Below are 17840 nucleotides of genomic sequence, written 5' to 3'. Positions count from 1 at the left end.
GAATTCGCCATGCCCCGATAGCCCGTCCCAGCCGCTCAGGTCAACACCATAGTACCTGACGGAAGAGCAGCGGCGGCTTGACCGGTTCGAGGAAGACCGGCACCAGCTTATCGGCGTCCAGGGCCTCGTTGGCCTCCGCGTAGACCCAGTTGGAAGCCACCGCGGCCTGGGTCCAGACCACCAGCACGCAGCGCGCGGCGGCGAGTTCCCGCTCGATGTCCTGGTGGAAGCGCTTCCCGGCGCGCAGGTGCGCGCCCCACCAGACGCCATAGCCCAGGGACGCGAGCGCCCGGGCGATGGGCTCGACCCGCCCGAGGTCCTTGCGTGCATAGCGGATGAAGATGTCCGCGTCCAACGCCTGGCTCCTGATTCAAGCCCCACCCCGGTCAATCGGCGGACTCGGCGCCTTGACCCGCACATAGACGCTCGCCAGGAACAGGAGCACATTGATCGCCCCCACCACCATGAAGGGCGCCCGCGGGTCCACGAAGTCGAACAGGCGCCCGCCGATCGAGGTCACCACCAGGATCCCGATGGCCCCGGAGACATTGAATGCACCGATGACGGAGCCGCGCTGACGGGTCGGCGCCTCCTGGCCGATGAGCGATTGGGCACCCAGATAGACGCTGATCTGGCCGATGCCGATCAGGATAAAGAAGATCACGGCGGAGCCCCCGGCCAGCGGGTTATCGAGCAGCAGCAATGCGAAATTGCCGATGGCCCCGAGCACCATACAGATGGCCAGGACGCTGACCCGGTCGATGCGGTCGATCAGGGGCCCCAGGATGGGCGCCCAGCACAGGGCGGCGATCTGGGCGGTGACGAAAATCATGGTGCCTGCCTTGAGCGCTTCCGCATGGCCCATGCCGGCCGCCATCCCGGCCACGGTGCCCCACAGGATCAGGAAGGTGGCATTGACCGACTGGTCCCCGCGGGCGATGAAGGCGGCGCCATAGGCGAGCAGGATGCGCGGATTGCGCGCCTGGGCGAAGCCGCTGGTAAAGAGTTCGCGCACCCCCGGGCGATCATGCTTGTGCACCGGGGTCCCGCCCTTGAGCCCGATGCTGACCAGGAGCGCTACGCCCACCGCAAGCGCGGCGACCGCCAGGTGGGTGATGACCCCCGCCTGTTCGCCGCTCCAGCCGGACTTGACCAGCGCCTGCGGCAGGGCCCCGAACCCCTGGTTGGTGAAGACGATGCCGAGCCCGCTCAAGACCCCCAGCAGCGCCACCAGCTTGCCGCGGGAGCGCTCGGCCGGATAGTCCACCATCACCGTCGAGAGCCCGCCGGCCACCGCCACGATCCCGCAGGCATAGAGGATGCGGTAGAGATAGAGGTCGTCAACCGAGGTCGCCAGCGGATAGAGCGCATAGGTCAGGGCCAGCAGCAGCAGGCCCACGGCATAGATGGACCGGCGCCCCACCCGGTCCATCAGGATCCCGGCGGGGATGAAGAGCGCAAGCGCGATGATCTCGGTCCAGAACACCAGATTGCCGCTGATGGACCCCTGTTCGGTGGTCGGCACCTTGAGGATCGCATTGAGCACATAGGTCTGGCCGATGGCGATGAAGGTCACCAGGCCAATGGAGAAGAAGGCCGCGGCCAGCAGGCTCCAGCCATGGCGGGGCAGGATGCCGGGGGCGAGCGTGATGAAGCCGATGCGGTATGGGCGCGGCTCAGAGGTCATGGGGGGTGCTCATCGGTGATACTCCGGTTGGTCACTGGCGGCCCCCACCCTCCAGCGTGGGAGCAAGTCGCGACGTGAAGGCCGTCGCATGGCACTGGGGGCCGCTGGAGCGGCCAAGACTGCATTCCCACGCGGGAAAGACTGGGCAACTATTCGCCCGGGACCCGCTTCACACCCGCTGCATAGCTCCGTAGGCTTGGTAGAGCGCAGCGAAACCCAGCAATCGAGGCCCCAGAGTCGCGCAGGCGATGGGTTTCGCTGCGCTCTACCCATCCTACAGGAACCCCTGCACCGTCTCGGAGCCTGGGAAGGAGAGCACGGGTGGTCATTCCAGGATGCGCCGCTTGCCGTCGAGGATAAAGGCGATGGCCCGCTTGAAGTCGCCCAGGCCGACGACCTGCGCCGCGCCCTGGCGCAGCGAGGCATAGGAGGCGGCGAGCAGCACGGCGTTCTGGATGTCCCCGCCCGCCGCGTGCTCCGAATACTGGGCCAGCAGCGCGAAGTCCACGTCGTGCGCCAGCGGCAGTTCCTTGGGGATGTGGCACTCCCAGATCCGGCGGCGCTGCTCGGTCGCGGGCAGCGGGAATTCCACATGGGCGAGCACCCGGCGCAGGAAGGCGCTGTCGTAGTTCTTCACCAGGTTGGAGGCGAAGATCACGGCCCCGTCGAAGTTGTCCAGTTCGATCAGGGTCGTGCTGCGGGCGACATTGATCGAATTGTCGGCCGCCTGGGTCACGCTGGTCAGGCGCTTGCCGAGGATCGAATCGGCCTCATCGAAGAACAGCAGGGCCCCGGTCTCGGCGGCGCGGCGAAAGGCGGCGCGGATATTCTTGGGCGTCTCCCCGACATACTTGGACTCCAATTCCGCATAGCTGATGACCAGGATCTCGCGCTCGAGCATGGCCGCGATCGCCTCCGCGGCCAGGGTCTTGCCGGTCCCCGGGGGCCCGAAAAAGTTGAGCGCCACGCGCCGCCCGGTGCGCGCCACCGACCCCAGGTTCCAGCAGCCGAACAGCAGGTCCTGGGACAGCAGCACATTCACCGCCTCGCGGATGCGCGCCAGGGTCTCCTGGTCCAGCACCAGTTGGTCCAGGTGATGGCGGGGCCGGCGGGGCTCAAAGCTCTCGAAGGTCTGGGTGTCATCGGGCGCTGCCTCCTGGGGACCGGGCGCACGGCCGGGGGGCGCGGCCGGGGGCGGCGCGGGCGTCGGCGACAGGGCCTGATAGAGGGGCTGCCCGGTCGTCGCGGTGGTCGGCAGCCCGTCCGCGACCGCCCGCCCCGGGTTGAAGTCCACGCGGATGCGCGGCTTGCCCAGTTCGGCGGGGAAGCTGAACCCGTCGTAGAGCCGGATCAGTTGGCGCAGAAAGGCATTGGAGGCCCCCGCCTCGATCTCCACCGAGGTATCGGTACCGCGCTCGTGGCACTCGGGGCAGTAGAGGATCGGCGCCCCCTGGACCTCGATCCAGTAGTGCCCCGGGTTGGTCTTCTTGCCGTGGTGCGAGAGGCACAGTTCGCAGCCGTGGATCGGGCAGGCGGGTTTTTTTCTGAGCAGCGACATGGGGGCGCAGTATACCGGCGGGCGCGCCCGGGCGGGGCCGTTCGCGCGCCAGGCGCCCTCCCCTGGAGTCCAAGGCTTCAGCCTTGGCGTGCAGTCCAGGAAGCCCCGCGTCCCGCGGACCACGCAACGCTGCCGTGTCTGGAGCTTGTTTTTGTCAGAAAAAGAAGCCATTATTTCTGACAAAACCATGGGCAAGCACAGCACCTCCATCGCCACACAGATCCAAGAGCACATCCTGGCCGGGAAGCCGGGACAGGTGTTTTCGCCCCGCGATTTCCTCGGTCTCAGCAGCCGGGACGCGATCGATCATGCGCTGTCGCGCTTGTGCGGCAACGGCTCGCTGCGCAAGGTGGCCCGCGGGCTCTATGCCCTGCCGCAACGGCATCCGCTGTTCGGCGAGTTGTCCGTCACGAGCGATGCCGTCGCCCGCGCCCTGGCTGGACGCGATGCGCTGCGCTTACAGCCGGCAGGCGCCTACGCCGCCAATCAACTGGGCCTCACAGAGCAGGTGCCGATGAAGCTCCTGTACCTGACCGACGGGCCTTCGCGCCTGATCCAGGTGGACGGCCGCGAGATCGTGCTGAAGAAGACGACACCGCGCAACATGAAGACCGCCGGGCGCATTAGCGGCACCGTCATCCAGGCGCTACGCTGGCTAGGTAAGGATGCCGTAAACGATCAGGTCATCGACAAGCTACGGCGTAGATTATCGGATAGCGACCTGGCCGTACTGCGGCAGGACGCCCCGCTCGCACCGGCCTGGTGGATCACGACTGCCCTGCGCCGCGTGGCGGATGAGCGTTTACCGACAACAAGCAACTGCGAGTGAGATGACCGTATTATGGAAAGGCTCTTCACTCTCTCGACGTCCGATCGTCTGACCGCTTTCCGCGAGGCGGAAGCGCGACTCAAGCTCCCTGCTGCCAGCATCGAGAAAGATTTCTGGGTATGTTGGACGCTGCGTGTGTTGTTTGAACTTCCGGAATGGAGTAGCCACCTGACTTTCAAAGGTGGCACGTCGCTGTCCAAGGCGTGGCAACTGATCGAGCGCTTCTCAGAAGACATTGATTTGGTCATTGACCGCGATTATCTCGGGTTTGGTGGCGATCACGCCCCAGAAAAAGGACCGAGTAAGAAGCAGAAGAAAAAGCGCTTCGACGACTTGAAGCACGCTTGCCAGATGGCCATCAGCGAATCACTGCAACCGGCGTTACAGAACCGGTTCGCCGAGGCCATTCCAGCCGATATGCAATGGCGACTGCTGTCCGATTCAGACGACAACGACGCGCAGACCATTTTGTTCTTTTATCCGACGGCAACGGAAACCGATCCCTACATCAAGCCGCAGGTCAAAATCGAGTTGGGCGCTCGCTCGGACACCGAGCCGGTCGAGTCTCCCGAGATTTCTCCATACCTGGCCAATGCCTTTCCGGAGCTATTCGGCCCTAGCCGATTCCAGGTGCGCACAGTGGCCGCCCGCCGGACTTTCTGGGAGAAGGCGATGCTGCTGCACGAGGAAACCTATCGTCCCGCCGACAAAACACGGGGCCAACGCTTGTCTCGGCATTACTACGACCTCTGGTGCCTGATCAGAAAGGGGATCGCAGACAAGGCTGTCGCCGATGGTAACCGTTTAGCCCCCCCTGGGTGCTGGGTGCCAAGGAGTCCCGGCGGGTCGCGGCGGCCTTGATCATAAATCCGGCCATCAGCCCTTGCGGCGGCCCGTCGCGGCCGGGAACCGCTCCGACGCCGTAGGAGCGACCCCGGCTGCGACGCGTGCCAGCCGCGGCCGGGCCGCAATTATGATCACGGCCGGTCGCGGCGATCGGTCAGATGGCAGGTAAGGGCAACGGCGGGGCCTGAAGCCCTTGGCGGCGCTGGCGGACTACCTCGGCCAGATACGGCCAGGGCGAGACGGCGCGTTTGCGACAGGTCTCGATGACGCTGGCCAGGTGGGCGAAGGCGCGGGTGCCCTGCGCGGTGCGGGTCCCCATGCCGATGCGGCGGGCGATGACCCAGTGGCGCAGGGCGCGCTCGGCTTCGTTGTTGGTCAACGGCAACTCCGGATGGTCGAGTACCACCCAGAAGGTGTCCCAGTCGTTGAACAACTCGCGCGCCAGCGCGCGCATCTTCTCATGCGGCGCATCGACCTGACGCAGGCACTCGTCGAGCAGGGCGTTGAGCATCCGCGCATGCCGTGCGCGCAACACCCCGACGGGGGGCGGGGCGCCGCGGGCGTCGTAAACGGCGGCCATCACCGTCGCGATGACCGTCAGGATCTCGCTGCCAAAGCGCTGGGCCGCCGGTTCCAAGCCATCTTCCAGCGCCTGGGCCTTGCGGATCAGGTGGGCCAGGCAGCGCAGCCGTTGGTCCAGGTCGCGATAGGCCCAGAAGCCGTCGCTCATCAACCAGCCGTTGAAGGTCTCGCCGAGCACCTGGCGCACGACCTCCACCGAGCGCTTGCCAACGACGAACAGCGTGGCGGTGGCACAGGTGAACACCCACAGCCACCGCAGCCGACCATGCTCCTTCCAACTGGTTTCATCGGCATAGCGCAGTTCGACATTGCGCACCGCCGCGTAGAGTTCCGCCTCGACCACCGGGGCCACCGCCCGTCCGGCTTCGTGAAGGCACTGGTTGATGGTCGCGCTCGACAACTCCAGACCCAGCCAATCGGACAGAAACTCACGGACCCGCGCCCGCGACAACCGCATGCGCTGGCTCAAGGCGCAGATGAAGGACACTAGCAACGGTCCGGCCAAATGCCACTCGGTCAGGGCCACCGTCCACTCGACCTCGCCCGCCGCGCGCCCCGGCTGCGCCTGCGTCCAGTGGCCGCAATCGCAGCAGCATTCAAAATAGATGTGCTTGGTCTGGCGCAGGAGCAGTCCGGTCGCGCTGGCACCGGGCTGGATCAGCTCGATTTCGTAGCGGGCGTTGTGTGCCCGCGCCACATGAGCATCCGTCAACGCCTGGCCGCACCCCGCACAGCAGGTTGGCCGGTGAGGCTGCTCGGCGTCCACCGGCAGGTGCTGGGTGCGGCTGTGCCCCGGGCTGCCCGGGCGCCGACCGGGGGGCTGGCCGGTGACCGTCCGGTGCGAGCCCTGACGGCGCGGCCGGGGCGCCGCCGGCCCCGCCGGCTCAGCGTCGCCGGGGGTGTCTGCCGCATCGGCCCCGTCCTGCGACCCCGCGGGGACGTCGGGCTGGCCAGCGGGCGTGTCCTGACCGCCCGTGCCCTCCCACGGCAGCCGCGTGCTCGGTGGCCGCGAACTGTTGGAGGGGTTCTGCCCCAGCCGCTCGCGCGCCGCCTTCAGGTCCGCCAGCGCCTTGCCCAACAGCACCCGCGCCTGCGCCGACGTGAGCGTCTGCAGGTAGGCGTCGTCGAATTGTCTGAGGTCGTGATCGCTCAGGTGCATGGCGGGGGCGTGGCGGCGCTGGCGCACTCTCGTATAGAAGCTTGGGCCATAGTTTGCCAGGACCGTCGAGCTTTGTCGCGTAGGCTTATGATCGTCGGCGAGGCATTCATCCGACTCCCGGCCATCCCGCTGGCCGCGCGGTCGCTGGTCCGCACAGCGGACCCTACGGGCGCGCAGCCTCCCCGTAGGGTCCGCTGTGCGGACCGGGCGTGGCTGGCCGAAACTACGTCACGCCGTCCGCGAGGGGGCTAAGAACAGGGGGGGCTAAACGGTTACCGCCGATGAAGGATTATTCGAGCGGATCGCCGCCCATCGTCAGGCATACTTTCGCTGGAGTTGGATGGACTACGAGACGCTGGCTCGGGGCCGTCTGCGCCTACGGCCCGCCACCGAAAACCTGCCATACTGGAAGGCGGACTACGCGAAGATGAAGGGACCGATGTTTTTCGGCGAAGCGCCGGACTTCGATGAGATCCTTCGCATCGTCGGCGAGTTTCAGGACCGGTTCAATGATCAAGGCCGCCATACGGATTGAAAAAGGTAAACTCGTAGAGGGAAAATGTCAAAGGTCCTGGGCCAACCGAAGACCGAGTTCTTTGTAGCGGTCGCCGGGGTCGCCCATGCCACGGCTGGTGACACGCTCGCACCAATCGAGCTTGAAATCGAGCTTGAGCCAGGGACCACCGCGTGTCACCCGGTTACCGGAAAGGCAAGGACCCCAGCGCCACTCTGAGCCGTCGGACGGGGCACCTTCGTAGTTGTAATGGTAGCAGTCCTGTACCCACTCCAAGATTTTACCTTTCGATACACTGGCACATTCCGAACAATAGTCGGGATGGAGTCCACCGCGGGCGGCATATTCCCATTCTGCCTCAGTCGGCAGGCGGTAAGGCTTACCGGGGAATTGGGCGTTCAGGCGTTTGAGAAACTCCTGAGCTTCATACCAGGATACCGAGTCCACCGGCCGCTCGTCGCCCTTTAATTGGGAGGGGTTAGCGCTCATAATCGTCTGCCATTGTGCCTGTGTCACGCTGTATTTCCCGATGCGGAAGCCACGGATAGTGACCCGATGGGCGGGTCCCTCGTTCGCATCACATGGGTATTGGCAGCCCATGTCGAAGGACCCGGCGGGCAATGTCGCCATCGGCAAAAGAAGATCAAGAACCGCCTGCTGTGCCTGGCGTTCTTGCTCGACAATCGCCTGCCGGGCCAAACGTTCCTGCTCGGCTTGGCGGTCCCGCTTCGCCTGCTTTTCTATTTCCGCCTGCCGTACCAGCTCCGCTTGACGCTCCAGCTCCGCCCGACGCTCCGCCTCGGCTAATTCTTTGGCGATCAGTGCGTCTACCGCCACCCTGAGCGCTTGGCGTGTTTCCGCGGTCACCAACCCGCTAGCCTCCAGGTTCGCACTCTTCTGAAATGTCGCCAGCGCGCCGCGCGCCCGCTCGCCTAAGAGGTCCGGCCCATGACCGATACCGAGCCGGCGAAGGAGATCCAGAACTGCGAACCACAACCCGCCGGGCGGCGGACCAGCATTAAGCCCGAGACGATCAAGCTGGCCGCGAATCTCGCGGCGCTCTTCATCGGTGAGGTCAGGCTCGACCTCTTTGCGCATCGGAGTCCCGCCCGATACCTCCGGGGTGTGGCCCGAGTCTTGGGCGTTGCTGGTCGTTGCCGGGGGCAACACCTTCGGCACCCCCACAGTCGAGACAACCACCCGGAATCCGGTGTCACTGGTGCGTGTCCGCCCGGCCTCGTTGTGGATGGGAACCTCGTAACGCAGGTCAGCGGTGAGTTTCTCGGACGGGTCATAGCGCCCGCCACCGCGGACGATGAAGACCGGAGTCTGACCCTGGGGGGTACGGCTAAGTGTGCGGTCCAGCAACATCTCGGAGACATTGCCATAGAGGTCGTGCAGTCCGAGCGGACTGGCGCCGCGGGTGCCGATGGGGTGGACCTGACCGCCTGCATTGTCGTTGCTCCACGCGTAACGCCCGATGCCGTCCGGCATGGGAAAGCGGGACTGGGCGAAGGTTTCGGCGGAGACGGCCAGACCGCCGCGGGCGGCGAATTCCCATTCGGCCTCGGAGGGCAGCCGGACCTCGGCGGGGCCGCTGTCGGCCCGCGGCACACAGGGGCCAGCACCATCGGTGCAGTCCGGAATGGCTTGGCCCTGGGCGAGCGACCAACCGGTCCAGTCGTCGCCGAAAGTCATGGCCTCCTGCCAACCGATCGTGGAGGCCGCGAGCCGTCCGTCCGGAAGTTGCGGCGGGGGCAAGCGCTGCCATTCGAGAAGGCCCCGACCGCCGCGACCTGAAGCCGGTTGACCTCGTACTTGCCGACCAGCAAGCGGGGCTTGCCCTGCCCATCCCGGAAGGGTCCTCCGACGGCACTGAAATCGCGCCCGGCGACCTTTGGGGCCAGTTCTGGCTGCGCTGGGGCGGTCGCGGACCGAAAGGCCATGGCCCCGCCGCAGGGCAGCGGCAGGATCAGGTCGTCGGGCAGCGGATTGGGGTTGTATTGCGCCGTTGGCCAGGTGACGACCGGCACCGGGGCGGCCCACAAGGGCGCTGGAAGCAACAGGCAAACAGCGGCGATCCCAAGGCGAGGCCAAGGGCGTGAGGTAGCGGGCTTCTCAACGACGTCGCGCGACACGGCTGACTCCTTATAGCGAGCGGGTTCCTATGCATGGTACCCGAGCCGACGCCCGCGTTGTCGGAACCCGGGCGGCAGAATGGGGTTTCGGGGCGGTCCGCGGACACCTTGTGGTCGGCGGCTTCGCTATCGGGCCGCTTCGCCGCTTCTGCATCCCCGCCATCTGGTTTACCATCGGCGCATGGACCACGACCAGAATTTCAAGAACCTCGTCCTCGACTATCCGCGTCAGGCCCTGGCCTTTTTCGCCGAGTCTGAAGCGCAACAGATCACCCCGGACGTGCGCATCACTCCGGTGCGCGAAGAACAACTCAAGGAACGCCTCGGCGAGCGCTTCCGGGAACTGGACATCCCCCTGCTGGTGGAGTGGCCCGACGGTCGGCGGGCGGCCCTGGTCTTCGTGGTCGAGGAGGAGACTGATCCGGCACGCTTCTCGATCAGCCGCCTGGCCCACTATTGCATCGACATCGCCGAGTTGTTGCAGACCCGGCGCGTGGTCCCGGTGGTGATCTTCTTGCGCGGCGGACCCGGGCCGTCGGAGCGGACCTTCGACTTGGGCGGCGACCGTGAAACCTATCTGCGCTTTCGCTTCCTCTGTGTCGAACTGTCGCGGCTCCCCTATCGACAGTACCAGGACAGCGACAATTTGGTCGTCCGCCTCAACCTCCCGAATATGCACTACGAGCCGGCGGAACGGGTCGCGGTCTACGCCGCCGCCGTGCGCGGTCTGACCAGCTTGGAGCCGGACCCGGAGAAGCGGCTCAAGTACGCAGAATTCATTGACATCTACGCAGCACTCGACGACACCGAGCGTGCCTGCTACGAACGCGACTACCCGAACGAGGCGCAAACAGTGAGTAGTTTTTATCAACGTTTCCGAGAGGAAGGCAGGCAGCAGGGTGTTCAGCAAGGCGTCCGCCAAGGCGAGGGCGTAGCGCTGATGCGCGTGATGCGCCATAAATTCGGCGAGATCCCCGAGCCGACGCGCCAGCGGATCGAGGCCGCCGACCCCGAAACCCTGCTCAAATGGCTGGACCGCGCACTGGTCGCCGCCAGCATCGACGAGGTCATCCACTAACCGGAGCCCAAGGCTTCAGCCTTCCGTCGGGTCCGCGGTGCGGACCAACGGCCTCGCAGTCAGCGCAGTGGCCGGGATGATAGTGAAGGCCGGGCCGGTCATGGTCGCGGTCCCGCCCGCGGACCGCGGGGGCGGCGTGGGGAAAAGAAGAGAAAGGGTAAGAGTCGTAAAGTGTAAAGGTTAAAGGTCCTGGGCCAGCCGCAGACCGAGCCTTCCGCCGCGGTAGGCGGGAGTGAGCCTGAAGCGGTGCGAGACGCGCGTGTACCAGGCGAGGTTGTACCAGGAGCCGCCGCGCAACACCCGGCCAGCGGATAGACAATCATCACGCCACTCCGAACCGCCGGACGGGGCACCAGCGTACCGCTCGTGGTAGCAGTCCTGTACCCACTCCCAGACATTGCCCGTGGTATCGTAGAGTCCGAAGGCGTTGGGCTTGAAGGAGCCGACCGGGGCGGTCTCCTTGTCATCCCACCGGCTGCCGCAGTTGTAACAATTGGCGTTGCCCGTGCCGATCTCCTGACCCCACCAATAGGGGGTTCGGGTCCCGGCGCGGGCGGCATATTCCCATTCGGCCTCGGTCGCCAGCCGGTATGGCTTGGCGGGACTGGCCTTGGTATTCAGCGCCTTGATGTACGCCTGGGCATCGTCCCAGGAGACCTGCTCCACCGGCCGCTCGGCGCCTCTGAAGCGGGCTGGATTCTCGCCCATCACCGCCTGCCATTGCGCCTGGGTCACCTCGTATCGGCCCATGCGGAAGGGGCGGATCGAGACCGGATGGACCGGTTTTTCGTTGTCGATGCACTGACCGTCCCCGGGGCTGCAACCCATGTCAAACGAACCACCAGGGACCTCGACCATCTCGGGCTCGAAGGGGAGGCGTGTTTGCGCCTCCGCAATCGCAGGGGGCGGCTCCGGCAGTGCGAGCTGCTCCTCACGGAACCCAGCCGGGAGACCTGTTTGCGGCTCCGCAATCGCAGGGGTCGGGGCAACCGGCGGCGCTGGCTCTGGCACCAGGGTCGGCGCCGGTCCGCCAGTTCCCTGCTGTTGGACCTCCGCCATCCGCCGCGTTGAGGTATAGATCGGCACGGCCGCCACGACGCGGAAGCCGGTGTCGCTGGTCTTGTTGAGCAGGGGCACCTCCCGGCGCAAGGTCACGGCGATCTCACCGGGCACGGAATAGAAGCTGCCCCCGCGCACCACATAGCCGCCGATCTCGCCGGTGGCCCCCTCTACCCGGTAGAGGTCCAGCATGATCTCTTCGACGTTGCCCAGCATATCGTGCAGCCCCAGCGGATTGGCGCGCGGGCCGCCGATCGGTGCGGCAGCACTGCCGCCTTCACGCTTGCCGATGAGGGTGCGGGCGAGACCCTTCGGCATCGGGTAGACGGGCGCGGCAAAGTCAGCGGCGCTGACCGCGAGCCCCCCGCGGGCAGCGAAGGTCCATTCGTCCTCGCCGGGCAGGCGCACCGTGGCGGCGACCCCATCGACCCGCGGCAGGCAGGGGGTCAGGCCCGCGGTGCAATCGGGCAGTTTGTCCTTCCGCCCATCCAGCCACTGGGAGAGGTCGAGCCCGAAGCCTTCCGCATCCCGACGATTGACCTCCGCCTGGGGCAGGGCCGACCGGGCGTCGGGGCTGGGGCACGCCAGGCCCCGGGCCGCCGCGGCGACCGCCTGATATTGCAGCCGCGTCACCTCGTATTTGCCGATCAGCAGATGGCCGATGCCCGTTCGGTATGGATCGAACCGGCCCACCACCCCATAGAGCCGCTGCAGCTCCGGGGCGAGTCCCGCCGCACCCGCTGGCGACTTGCCGGTCGCCACCGGGCGGAAGGCCATAGCCCCGCCGCAGGGCAGCGGCAGAATCAGGTCATCGGGCAGCGTATTGGGGTTATATTGCGCCACCGGCCAGGCAATGATCGGCGCCGGGGCGGCCCGCGGCGGTGCCGAAGGGAGTAACAGGCAGGCCGCGGCGATCCCAAGGCAAGGCCAGGGCTGGGAGCCGGCGGGCTTCTCGACGGGATCGCGCAACGCGGCTGACTCCTCGGACTCGGATTGCGACGCATGTTACCCGAGGGGACGGCTGCATTGTCGGGACCTAGGGCACCGGATCAGGGTCCGTGGGCAATCCGCGGGCTCCTTGTGGTCGGCGGCTTCGCCATCGGGCCGCTTCGCCGCTTCTGCATCCCCGCCATCTGGTTTACCATCGGCGCATGGACCACGATCAGAATTTCAAGAACCTCGTCCTCGACTATCCGCGTCAGGCCCTGGCCTTCTTTGCCGAGTCCGAGGCGCAACAGATCACGCCGGACGTGCGCATCACCCCGGTGCGCGAAGAACAGCTCAAGGAACGCCTGGGCGAGCGCTTCCGGGAACTGGACATTCCCCTGCTGGTGGAGTGGCCCGACGGCCGACGGGCCGCCCTGGTCTTCGTGGTCGAGGAGGAGACTGACCCGGCACGCTTCTCGGCAAGCCGCCTGGCCCACTACTGCATCGACATCGCCGAGTTGTTGCAGACCAGACGCGTGGTCCCGGTGGTAATCTTTCTGCGCGGCGGGCCGTCGGAGCGCACCTTCGACCTGGGTGGCGACCGCGAGACCTATCTGCGCTTTCGGTTCCTCTGTGTCGAACTGTCGCGGCTGCCCTTTCGACAGTACCAGGACAGCGACAACCTCGTGGTCCGCCTCAACCTCCCGAATATGCGCTACGAGCCAGCGGAAAGGGTTGCCGTCTACGCCGCTGCCGTGCGCGGTCTGACCAGCTTGGAGCCGGACCCGGAGAAGCGGCTCAAGTACGCAGAATTCATCGACATCTACGCCGCGCTCGACGACAACGAGCGTGCCCGCTACGAACGCGACTACCCGAGCGAGGCGCAAACAGTGAGTAGTTTTTACCAACGTTTCCACGAAAAAGGCAGGCACGAGGGCGTGCAGCAGGGCGAGGTTGTGGCACTGATGCGCGTGATGCGCCATAAATTCGGCGACATCCCCGAGCCGACGCGCCAGCGGATCGAGTCTGCCGACGCCGAGACCCTGCTGGAGTGGCTGGATCGCGCACTGGTCGCCGCGAGCATCGACGAGGTCATCCACTGACGGATCAGCGTACGGGGACAGAAACGCATCGACGGAAAAAAAGGAACCGAACTGTGAGACGCACCATGCCCCCCTGCCCTGCCCGCCACCTGCTCGCGGCCCTCGCCCTGATCCTGCTGCCGATGTTGTCCTGCCCGGTCGCGGCCGAGACGCCCCTGATCCTGCCCGGCACCAAGGTCCTGTACCAACGGGTGCTGACCAAACCGGGGGCGGCGGCGAGCGACACGCCCGGCGAGGCCGGCACAGGGCTGATCAACGCCCTGAGCCGTCTCTATGTCTACGAGCGCCAGACCCGGGCGGGTCAGGACTGGCTGCGGCTCGGCACCGATGCCCTGGGCAAGAACCTCCTGGGCTGGGTGCCGGCGGGTCTGACCCTGGCCTGGAATCAGCAATTGACCCTGGCCCTGACCAACCCGGCGGGGCGCGAGCGGCTGATCTTTTTCCGCGACTGGGACTCACTGCGCGCGGTGCTGGATTCGCCCTCGCCGGCCACGGCGGGGCGGAGCCTGATTCAGGGGATCGCCGCGGGCGCTCAGGACCCGCGAGTGGTCGCCCTGGAGCCCGAGACCTTTGTGGACCTCTATGAGCGGTTCTATCTCCTGCCGATCCTGGAATTTAGGGACTACAGCAGCCGCGTCGGCAGCAGCGTACGCGCACTCAAGGTCGCCTCCGTGACCCTGCCCGCGGCCCCTGGCCCCGAGTCCCGGCCACCCGCCCCAGCGACAGCGTCGGCGAACCCACTGAAGGACTTCAAGGCCGCCATCGTCTTCGTGGTCGACTCCACCGTTTCCATGGGCCCCTACATCGCCGAGACGCGCGCCGCGGTGAAGCAGTTCTACGAGCGCATCCGCGCCGCCGGACTGCTCGACAAGGTCGCCTTCGGCCTGGTCGCTTTCCGCGCCGAAACGGCCAGCGCGGAGAAGAACCGGCGGCTCGACTATGTCGCCAAGGTCTTCGCCGCCCCCACCCAGGTCCGCAACGGAGACGACTTCCTGGCCCGGATCGCGACCCTGAAGGAGGCCCCGGTCGCCACTGACTTCTTCGACGAGGACCCCTACGCCGGGGTGCGCGCCGCCCTGGACATGCCCGAGTGGAAGGACCGGTTCGACGCCCGCCACATCGTGCTGATCACCGATGCCGGTGCCCTGGACGGCACCTTCAACGCGGCACCCGGGTCCGCACCAGTGCCCGTGGCGACCAAGGAGCGGGCGGTCCAGGGGGTTGACTCCCGCACCGGCCTCAATGCCGCGGCCATCCAGGACCTGGCCCGCCGCGCCGGGGTGGCGATCACGGTCATGCACCTGCAAACCCCCGAGGCCCGGCGCGTCGGCGACCTGGCGCGGGCCGCAGAGCAATACAAGGACCTGGCGCGCAACGCCATGACCCAGCAGGAGGCGTATTTCCCCATCGCCGACGGCGCCCGCAACCGCTTGCGGTCGGCCATCGACGTCTTTGCGGGGGGCGTCATCGAGCAGATCGACCACAGCGCCCAGGGCTACGCGACGCTTTCAGACCCCGCCGTCCGGGCGCCGACCACCGCCCCGGCGGACGCGGCCGATGACCCGGACCAGCGCGCCCGCATCCAGGCCATCGTCGCCTCCTTGGGACACGCCATGCAACTGGCCTATCTGGGGGAACAGCGCCAGACGGCCGCCCCGGAGGTCTTTGAGGCATGGATCGGCGACACTGACCTGGCCGACCCCGGGCGGCGCCCGGTCGAGGTGCGGGTGCTGATGTCGCGCGATCAGCTCTCGGACCTCAAGGAGTTGGTGGCGCAGGTGATCGACACCGCCGAGGCGGACCTGGACGGCACCAACAGCACCCAGGCGTTCTATGACCGGCTCGCCTCCATCGCCGCCACCTTCGAGCGCGACCCGCAGGCCACCGGGCGCCGCCGCGCCGCGGAACTGGCGCACCAGGACCTGCTGCTCGACTATCTGGAGGGTCTGCCCTACAAGAGCGACGTGCTGGATCTCAGACGCAGCGACTGGTCGAGTTGGGGCATACAGCGGCAGGCGGACTTCGTGGACCGGCTGCGCAAGAAGGCCACCCTCTACGGTCTTTACTATGCCGACACCTTCGGTTGGGTCGACATCGCCCAAGCCGACAATCCGCGCAACCGGGAGGCGGTCTATCCGATCCCATTGAAGGACCTCCCCTGAGGTCCCCGCCATGCTGCTCGACTGCGCCGACCTGAGCTACACCCGCGGCAGCGGCGACCAGGCCTTCCGGGTGCTGATCGCCTCCCTGACCCTGGACCTGGGGGAGATCGTCGCGCTCACCGGGGAGAGCGGCTGCGGCAAGAGCACCGCGCTGGAACTGTTGGGGCTGGTGGTGCGGCCGCTCACCGCCGGACGCTTTCGCTTCGCCACGGACGGGGAGCCGCACGACCTCGCCGCCCTCTGGCGAGGCGACCGGCACGCCCGCCTGGCGCGGCTGCGCGCCGCGGCCATCGGCTTCGTGCTCCAGACCGGGGGGCTGCTGCCCTATCTCAGCGTCGCCGGCAACATCGGGATCAACCGCCGCCTGCTGTGCCTGCCGGCGCGCGACCCCGACGTGGACACCATCATCGACCAACTCCAGATCGGCCGCCTGCTCGACAAGAAACCGGCGCAGCTCTCCGTCGGCCAATACCAGCGCGCCTGCATCGCCCGCGCCCTGGCCCACCGGCCGCGCCTGGTGCTGGCGGACGAACCCAGTTCCGCCCTGGACCCGCGCCTGGGCGAGGAAGTGATGGAGCTCTTCCTGCACCTGGTCGAGCGCCTGGGCACCAGCGTGATCCTCGCCACCCATGAGCAGGACCGGGTGCGCGCCCGGGGACTGCGTGAGGTCCGGGCGGTGCCGCTGGCGGATGGGTTCGGGTCGCGCTTCGATGGCTAGCGACCCCGCGCGCCGCCAATCCCGTCTGGAGTGGGTACGCCTGGCGCTCCAGGACCTGTGGCACGACCGCCGCACCGCCCTGGTGCTGGTGCTGACCGTGGCCGCCATCCTCGCCCCCCTGATGCTGCTGCTCGGGCTCAAGACCGGGGTCATCGCCACGCTGCGCCAGGACCTGCTCAACGACCCGCGCAACCGCGAGATCATCGTCTACGGCGCCCACCGCCTGGACCGCGCCTGGTTCGCGGCCATGCGTGCGCGCGCGGACCTGGGCTTCCTCCTGCCCCGCACGCGCAGCATCAACGCCACCATCGACCTCCTGGACCAGGCGCAGCGCCCCTATGAGGCGCTCGACCTGATCCCGACCGCCCCCGGCGACCCCCTGCTGCCGCCCGGACTGCCCTCCCCCGCCCAGGCGGACCAGGTACTGCTGACCGCGACCCTGGCCGAGCGGATCGGCGTCTCTCCCGGGTCGCCCCTGACCGGGGTCTTGCGCCGCACCCGCAATGGCACCCCACAGGCCGCCCGGTTCACCCTGACCGTCATCGCCGTCATCCCGCAAGCGAGCCTCGCCCGCGAGGCGGTCCTCACCCACCCGGACCTGCTGGTCGCCGCCGAGGACTACCGCGACGGCCTGCGCGCAGACCTCAGCGACGCGGACCTGCACGGCGGCGTCGTCGGCGAGCGTGCCGAGTATGCGGGCGCCCGCGTCTATGCCCGCGACCTGGACGGGGTCGACACCCTGGCCGCAGCCATGCGTGACCAGGGGATCGAGGTCCGCACCCAGGCCGAGCGGATCGCCACCGTGCGCGCCTTCGACCGCACCCTCTCATTCATCCTGCGGGTCATCGCCCTGATCGGGCTCGGCGGCTGCGCCCTGGCCCTGGGCGGCGCGCTCTGGGTGAACGTCGAGCGCAAGCGCCGGGATCTGGCCCTGCTGCGCCTCTTCGGCTTCCCCAACGGCACCGTGGTCCTGATGCCGCTCATCCAGTCCGCCGTGATCGCCGCACTCGCCTTCGCCCTCGCCGCCCTGGCCTACCTGGCCGGCGCCGCCGCCTTCAACCGCAGCCTGGGTCAAAACCTGGCCGGGCAGGGCTATGTCTGCCGGCTGGAGCCAAGGCAGCTCGGCGCCGCTGCCGCCGCCACGCTCCTGGTCGCAGTCATCGCCGCGCTCGCTGCCGGGTACCGGGCGAGCCGGATCGATCCGGCGGAGGCGTTGCGCGACATTTAAGACCGCGAAGCGCCATTGTCGTTGTCGTTGTCGTTGTCGTTGTCGAGATTATCGTAGCGCCCGGATTCTGAGCGGGCGCGGGGTGTAGTATTCACCCCCGTTGCGGCCCGCGTTGCCCATGTTCTTGATCTTGGCCTCATAGAGATGCGACAGCTCGTGCTTCTCGGTCTGGGAACGGAAGCGCAGTTCGTCGATGTGGTCGATAACCTTGCGCAGGGTAACCGTTTACCCCCTGTTCCTAGCCCCTCTCGT

At 67.2% G+C, this 17840-nt stretch carries 15 protein-coding genes; 8 read left to right on the top strand and 7 right to left on the bottom strand.

The genetic code is table 11. From position 1 onward, the window contains the following. Positions 1–40: 40 nt before the first annotated feature. The 3 genes from THSYN_RS06490 to THSYN_RS06480 form a co-directional block, all read right to left on the bottom strand. Positions 41–355 carry a toll/interleukin-1 receptor domain-containing protein gene (locus THSYN_RS06490; RefSeq protein WP_157817497.1) on the bottom strand — a complete coding sequence of 105 codons (315 nt, stop codon included), beginning with the start codon at positions 353–355 and terminating at the stop codon, positions 41–43. A 15-nt stretch (positions 356–370) separates the two neighbouring features. Then, entirely contained in the window at positions 371–1687 is a 1317-nt protein-coding gene (locus THSYN_RS06485) for an MFS transporter (RefSeq protein WP_100918414.1), read from the bottom strand. 325 nt (positions 1688–2012) lie between these two features. Then, on the bottom strand, positions 2013–3245 hold the full coding sequence (locus THSYN_RS06480) for an ATP-binding protein (RefSeq protein WP_100918413.1): 1233 nt from the start codon (positions 3243–3245) through the stop codon (positions 2013–2015). 145 nt (positions 3246–3390) lie between these two features. Here THSYN_RS06480 and THSYN_RS06475 point away from each other — a divergent pair, with 145 nt between their 5' ends. Further along, positions 3391–4074: a DUF6088 family protein gene (locus THSYN_RS06475; RefSeq protein WP_216644695.1), complete on the top strand. Its 684-nt coding sequence runs from the start codon at positions 3391–3393 to the stop codon at positions 4072–4074. Between the two features lie 12 nt (positions 4075–4086). Further along, on the top strand, positions 4087–4935 hold the full coding sequence (locus tag THSYN_RS06470) for a nucleotidyl transferase AbiEii/AbiGii toxin family protein (RefSeq protein WP_100918412.1): 849 nt from the start codon (positions 4087–4089) through the stop codon (positions 4933–4935). Positions 4936–5074: 139 nt separating this feature from the next. Here THSYN_RS06470 and tnpC read toward each other — a convergent pair whose 3' ends face one another. Continuing rightward, entirely contained in the window at positions 5075–6661 is a 1587-nt protein-coding gene (tnpC, locus tag THSYN_RS06465) for an IS66 family transposase (protein ID WP_100918411.1), read from the bottom strand. Positions 6662–7001: 340 nt separating this feature from the next. On the opposite strand from tnpC, the gene THSYN_RS06460 reads away from it, so the two are divergent. Beyond that, positions 7002–7196: a hypothetical protein gene (locus THSYN_RS06460; protein WP_100918410.1), complete on the top strand. Its 195-nt coding sequence runs from the start codon at positions 7002–7004 to the stop codon at positions 7194–7196. A gap of 27 nt (positions 7197–7223) precedes the next feature. On the opposite strand, the gene THSYN_RS06455 is transcribed toward THSYN_RS06460, so the two are convergent. Continuing rightward, a complete protein-coding gene (locus tag THSYN_RS06455; protein WP_100918409.1) occupies positions 7224–8873 on the bottom strand; it encodes a formylglycine-generating enzyme family protein in 1650 nt (549 codons plus the stop codon). Further along, positions 8870–9238, bottom strand: a complete 369-nt coding sequence (locus THSYN_RS06450) for a hypothetical protein (RefSeq protein ID WP_157817496.1) — start codon at positions 9236–9238, stop codon at positions 8870–8872. The genes THSYN_RS06455 and THSYN_RS06450 overlap by 4 nt, the downstream gene beginning before the upstream one ends. A 256-nt stretch (positions 9239–9494) precedes the next feature. Here THSYN_RS06450 and THSYN_RS06445 point away from each other — a divergent pair, with 256 nt between their 5' ends. Beyond that, positions 9495–10391 carry an RpnC/YadD family protein gene (locus THSYN_RS06445; RefSeq protein ID WP_100918407.1) on the top strand — a complete coding sequence of 299 codons (897 nt, stop codon included), beginning with the start codon at positions 9495–9497 and terminating at the stop codon, positions 10389–10391. A gap of 180 nt (positions 10392–10571) precedes the next feature. Here the strand turns inward: THSYN_RS06445 and THSYN_RS06440 are convergent, their stop codons facing one another. After that, the gene (locus tag THSYN_RS06440) at positions 10572–12419 is read right to left on the bottom strand and encodes a formylglycine-generating enzyme family protein (RefSeq protein ID WP_100918406.1); all 1848 of its coding nucleotides are present in this window, start codon (positions 12417–12419) and stop codon (positions 10572–10574) included. 182 nt (positions 12420–12601) lie between these two features. On the opposite strand from THSYN_RS06440, the gene THSYN_RS06435 reads away from it, so the two are divergent. The 4 genes from THSYN_RS06435 to THSYN_RS06420 all read left to right on the top strand — a co-directional run bounded on the left by THSYN_RS06435 (position 12602) and on the right by THSYN_RS06420 (position 17588). After that, positions 12602–13480 carry an RpnC/YadD family protein gene (locus THSYN_RS06435; protein ID WP_100918405.1) on the top strand — a complete coding sequence of 293 codons (879 nt, stop codon included), beginning with the start codon at positions 12602–12604 and terminating at the stop codon, positions 13478–13480. A 65-nt stretch (positions 13481–13545) separates the two neighbouring features. Next, positions 13546–15642 carry a vWA domain-containing protein gene (locus THSYN_RS06430; RefSeq protein ID WP_100918404.1) on the top strand — a complete coding sequence of 699 codons (2097 nt, stop codon included), beginning with the start codon at positions 13546–13548 and terminating at the stop codon, positions 15640–15642. A gap of 10 nt (positions 15643–15652) precedes the next feature. Then, a complete protein-coding gene (locus tag THSYN_RS06425; RefSeq protein ID WP_100918403.1) occupies positions 15653–16360 on the top strand; it encodes an ABC transporter ATP-binding protein in 708 nt (235 codons plus the stop codon). Next, complete coding sequence (locus THSYN_RS06420; RefSeq protein ID WP_100918402.1) at positions 16353–17588, top strand: ABC transporter permease; 1236 nt, start codon at positions 16353–16355, stop codon at positions 17586–17588. The genes THSYN_RS06425 and THSYN_RS06420 overlap by 8 nt, the downstream gene beginning before the upstream one ends. Positions 17589–17840: the final 252 nt, after the last annotated feature.

It is taken from the genome of Candidatus Thiodictyon syntrophicum, assembly GCF_002813775.1.
Lineage (GTDB): Bacteria > Pseudomonadota > Gammaproteobacteria > Chromatiales > Chromatiaceae > Thiodictyon > Thiodictyon syntrophicum.
This window is presented reverse-complemented; position numbering and strand designations above follow the sequence as displayed.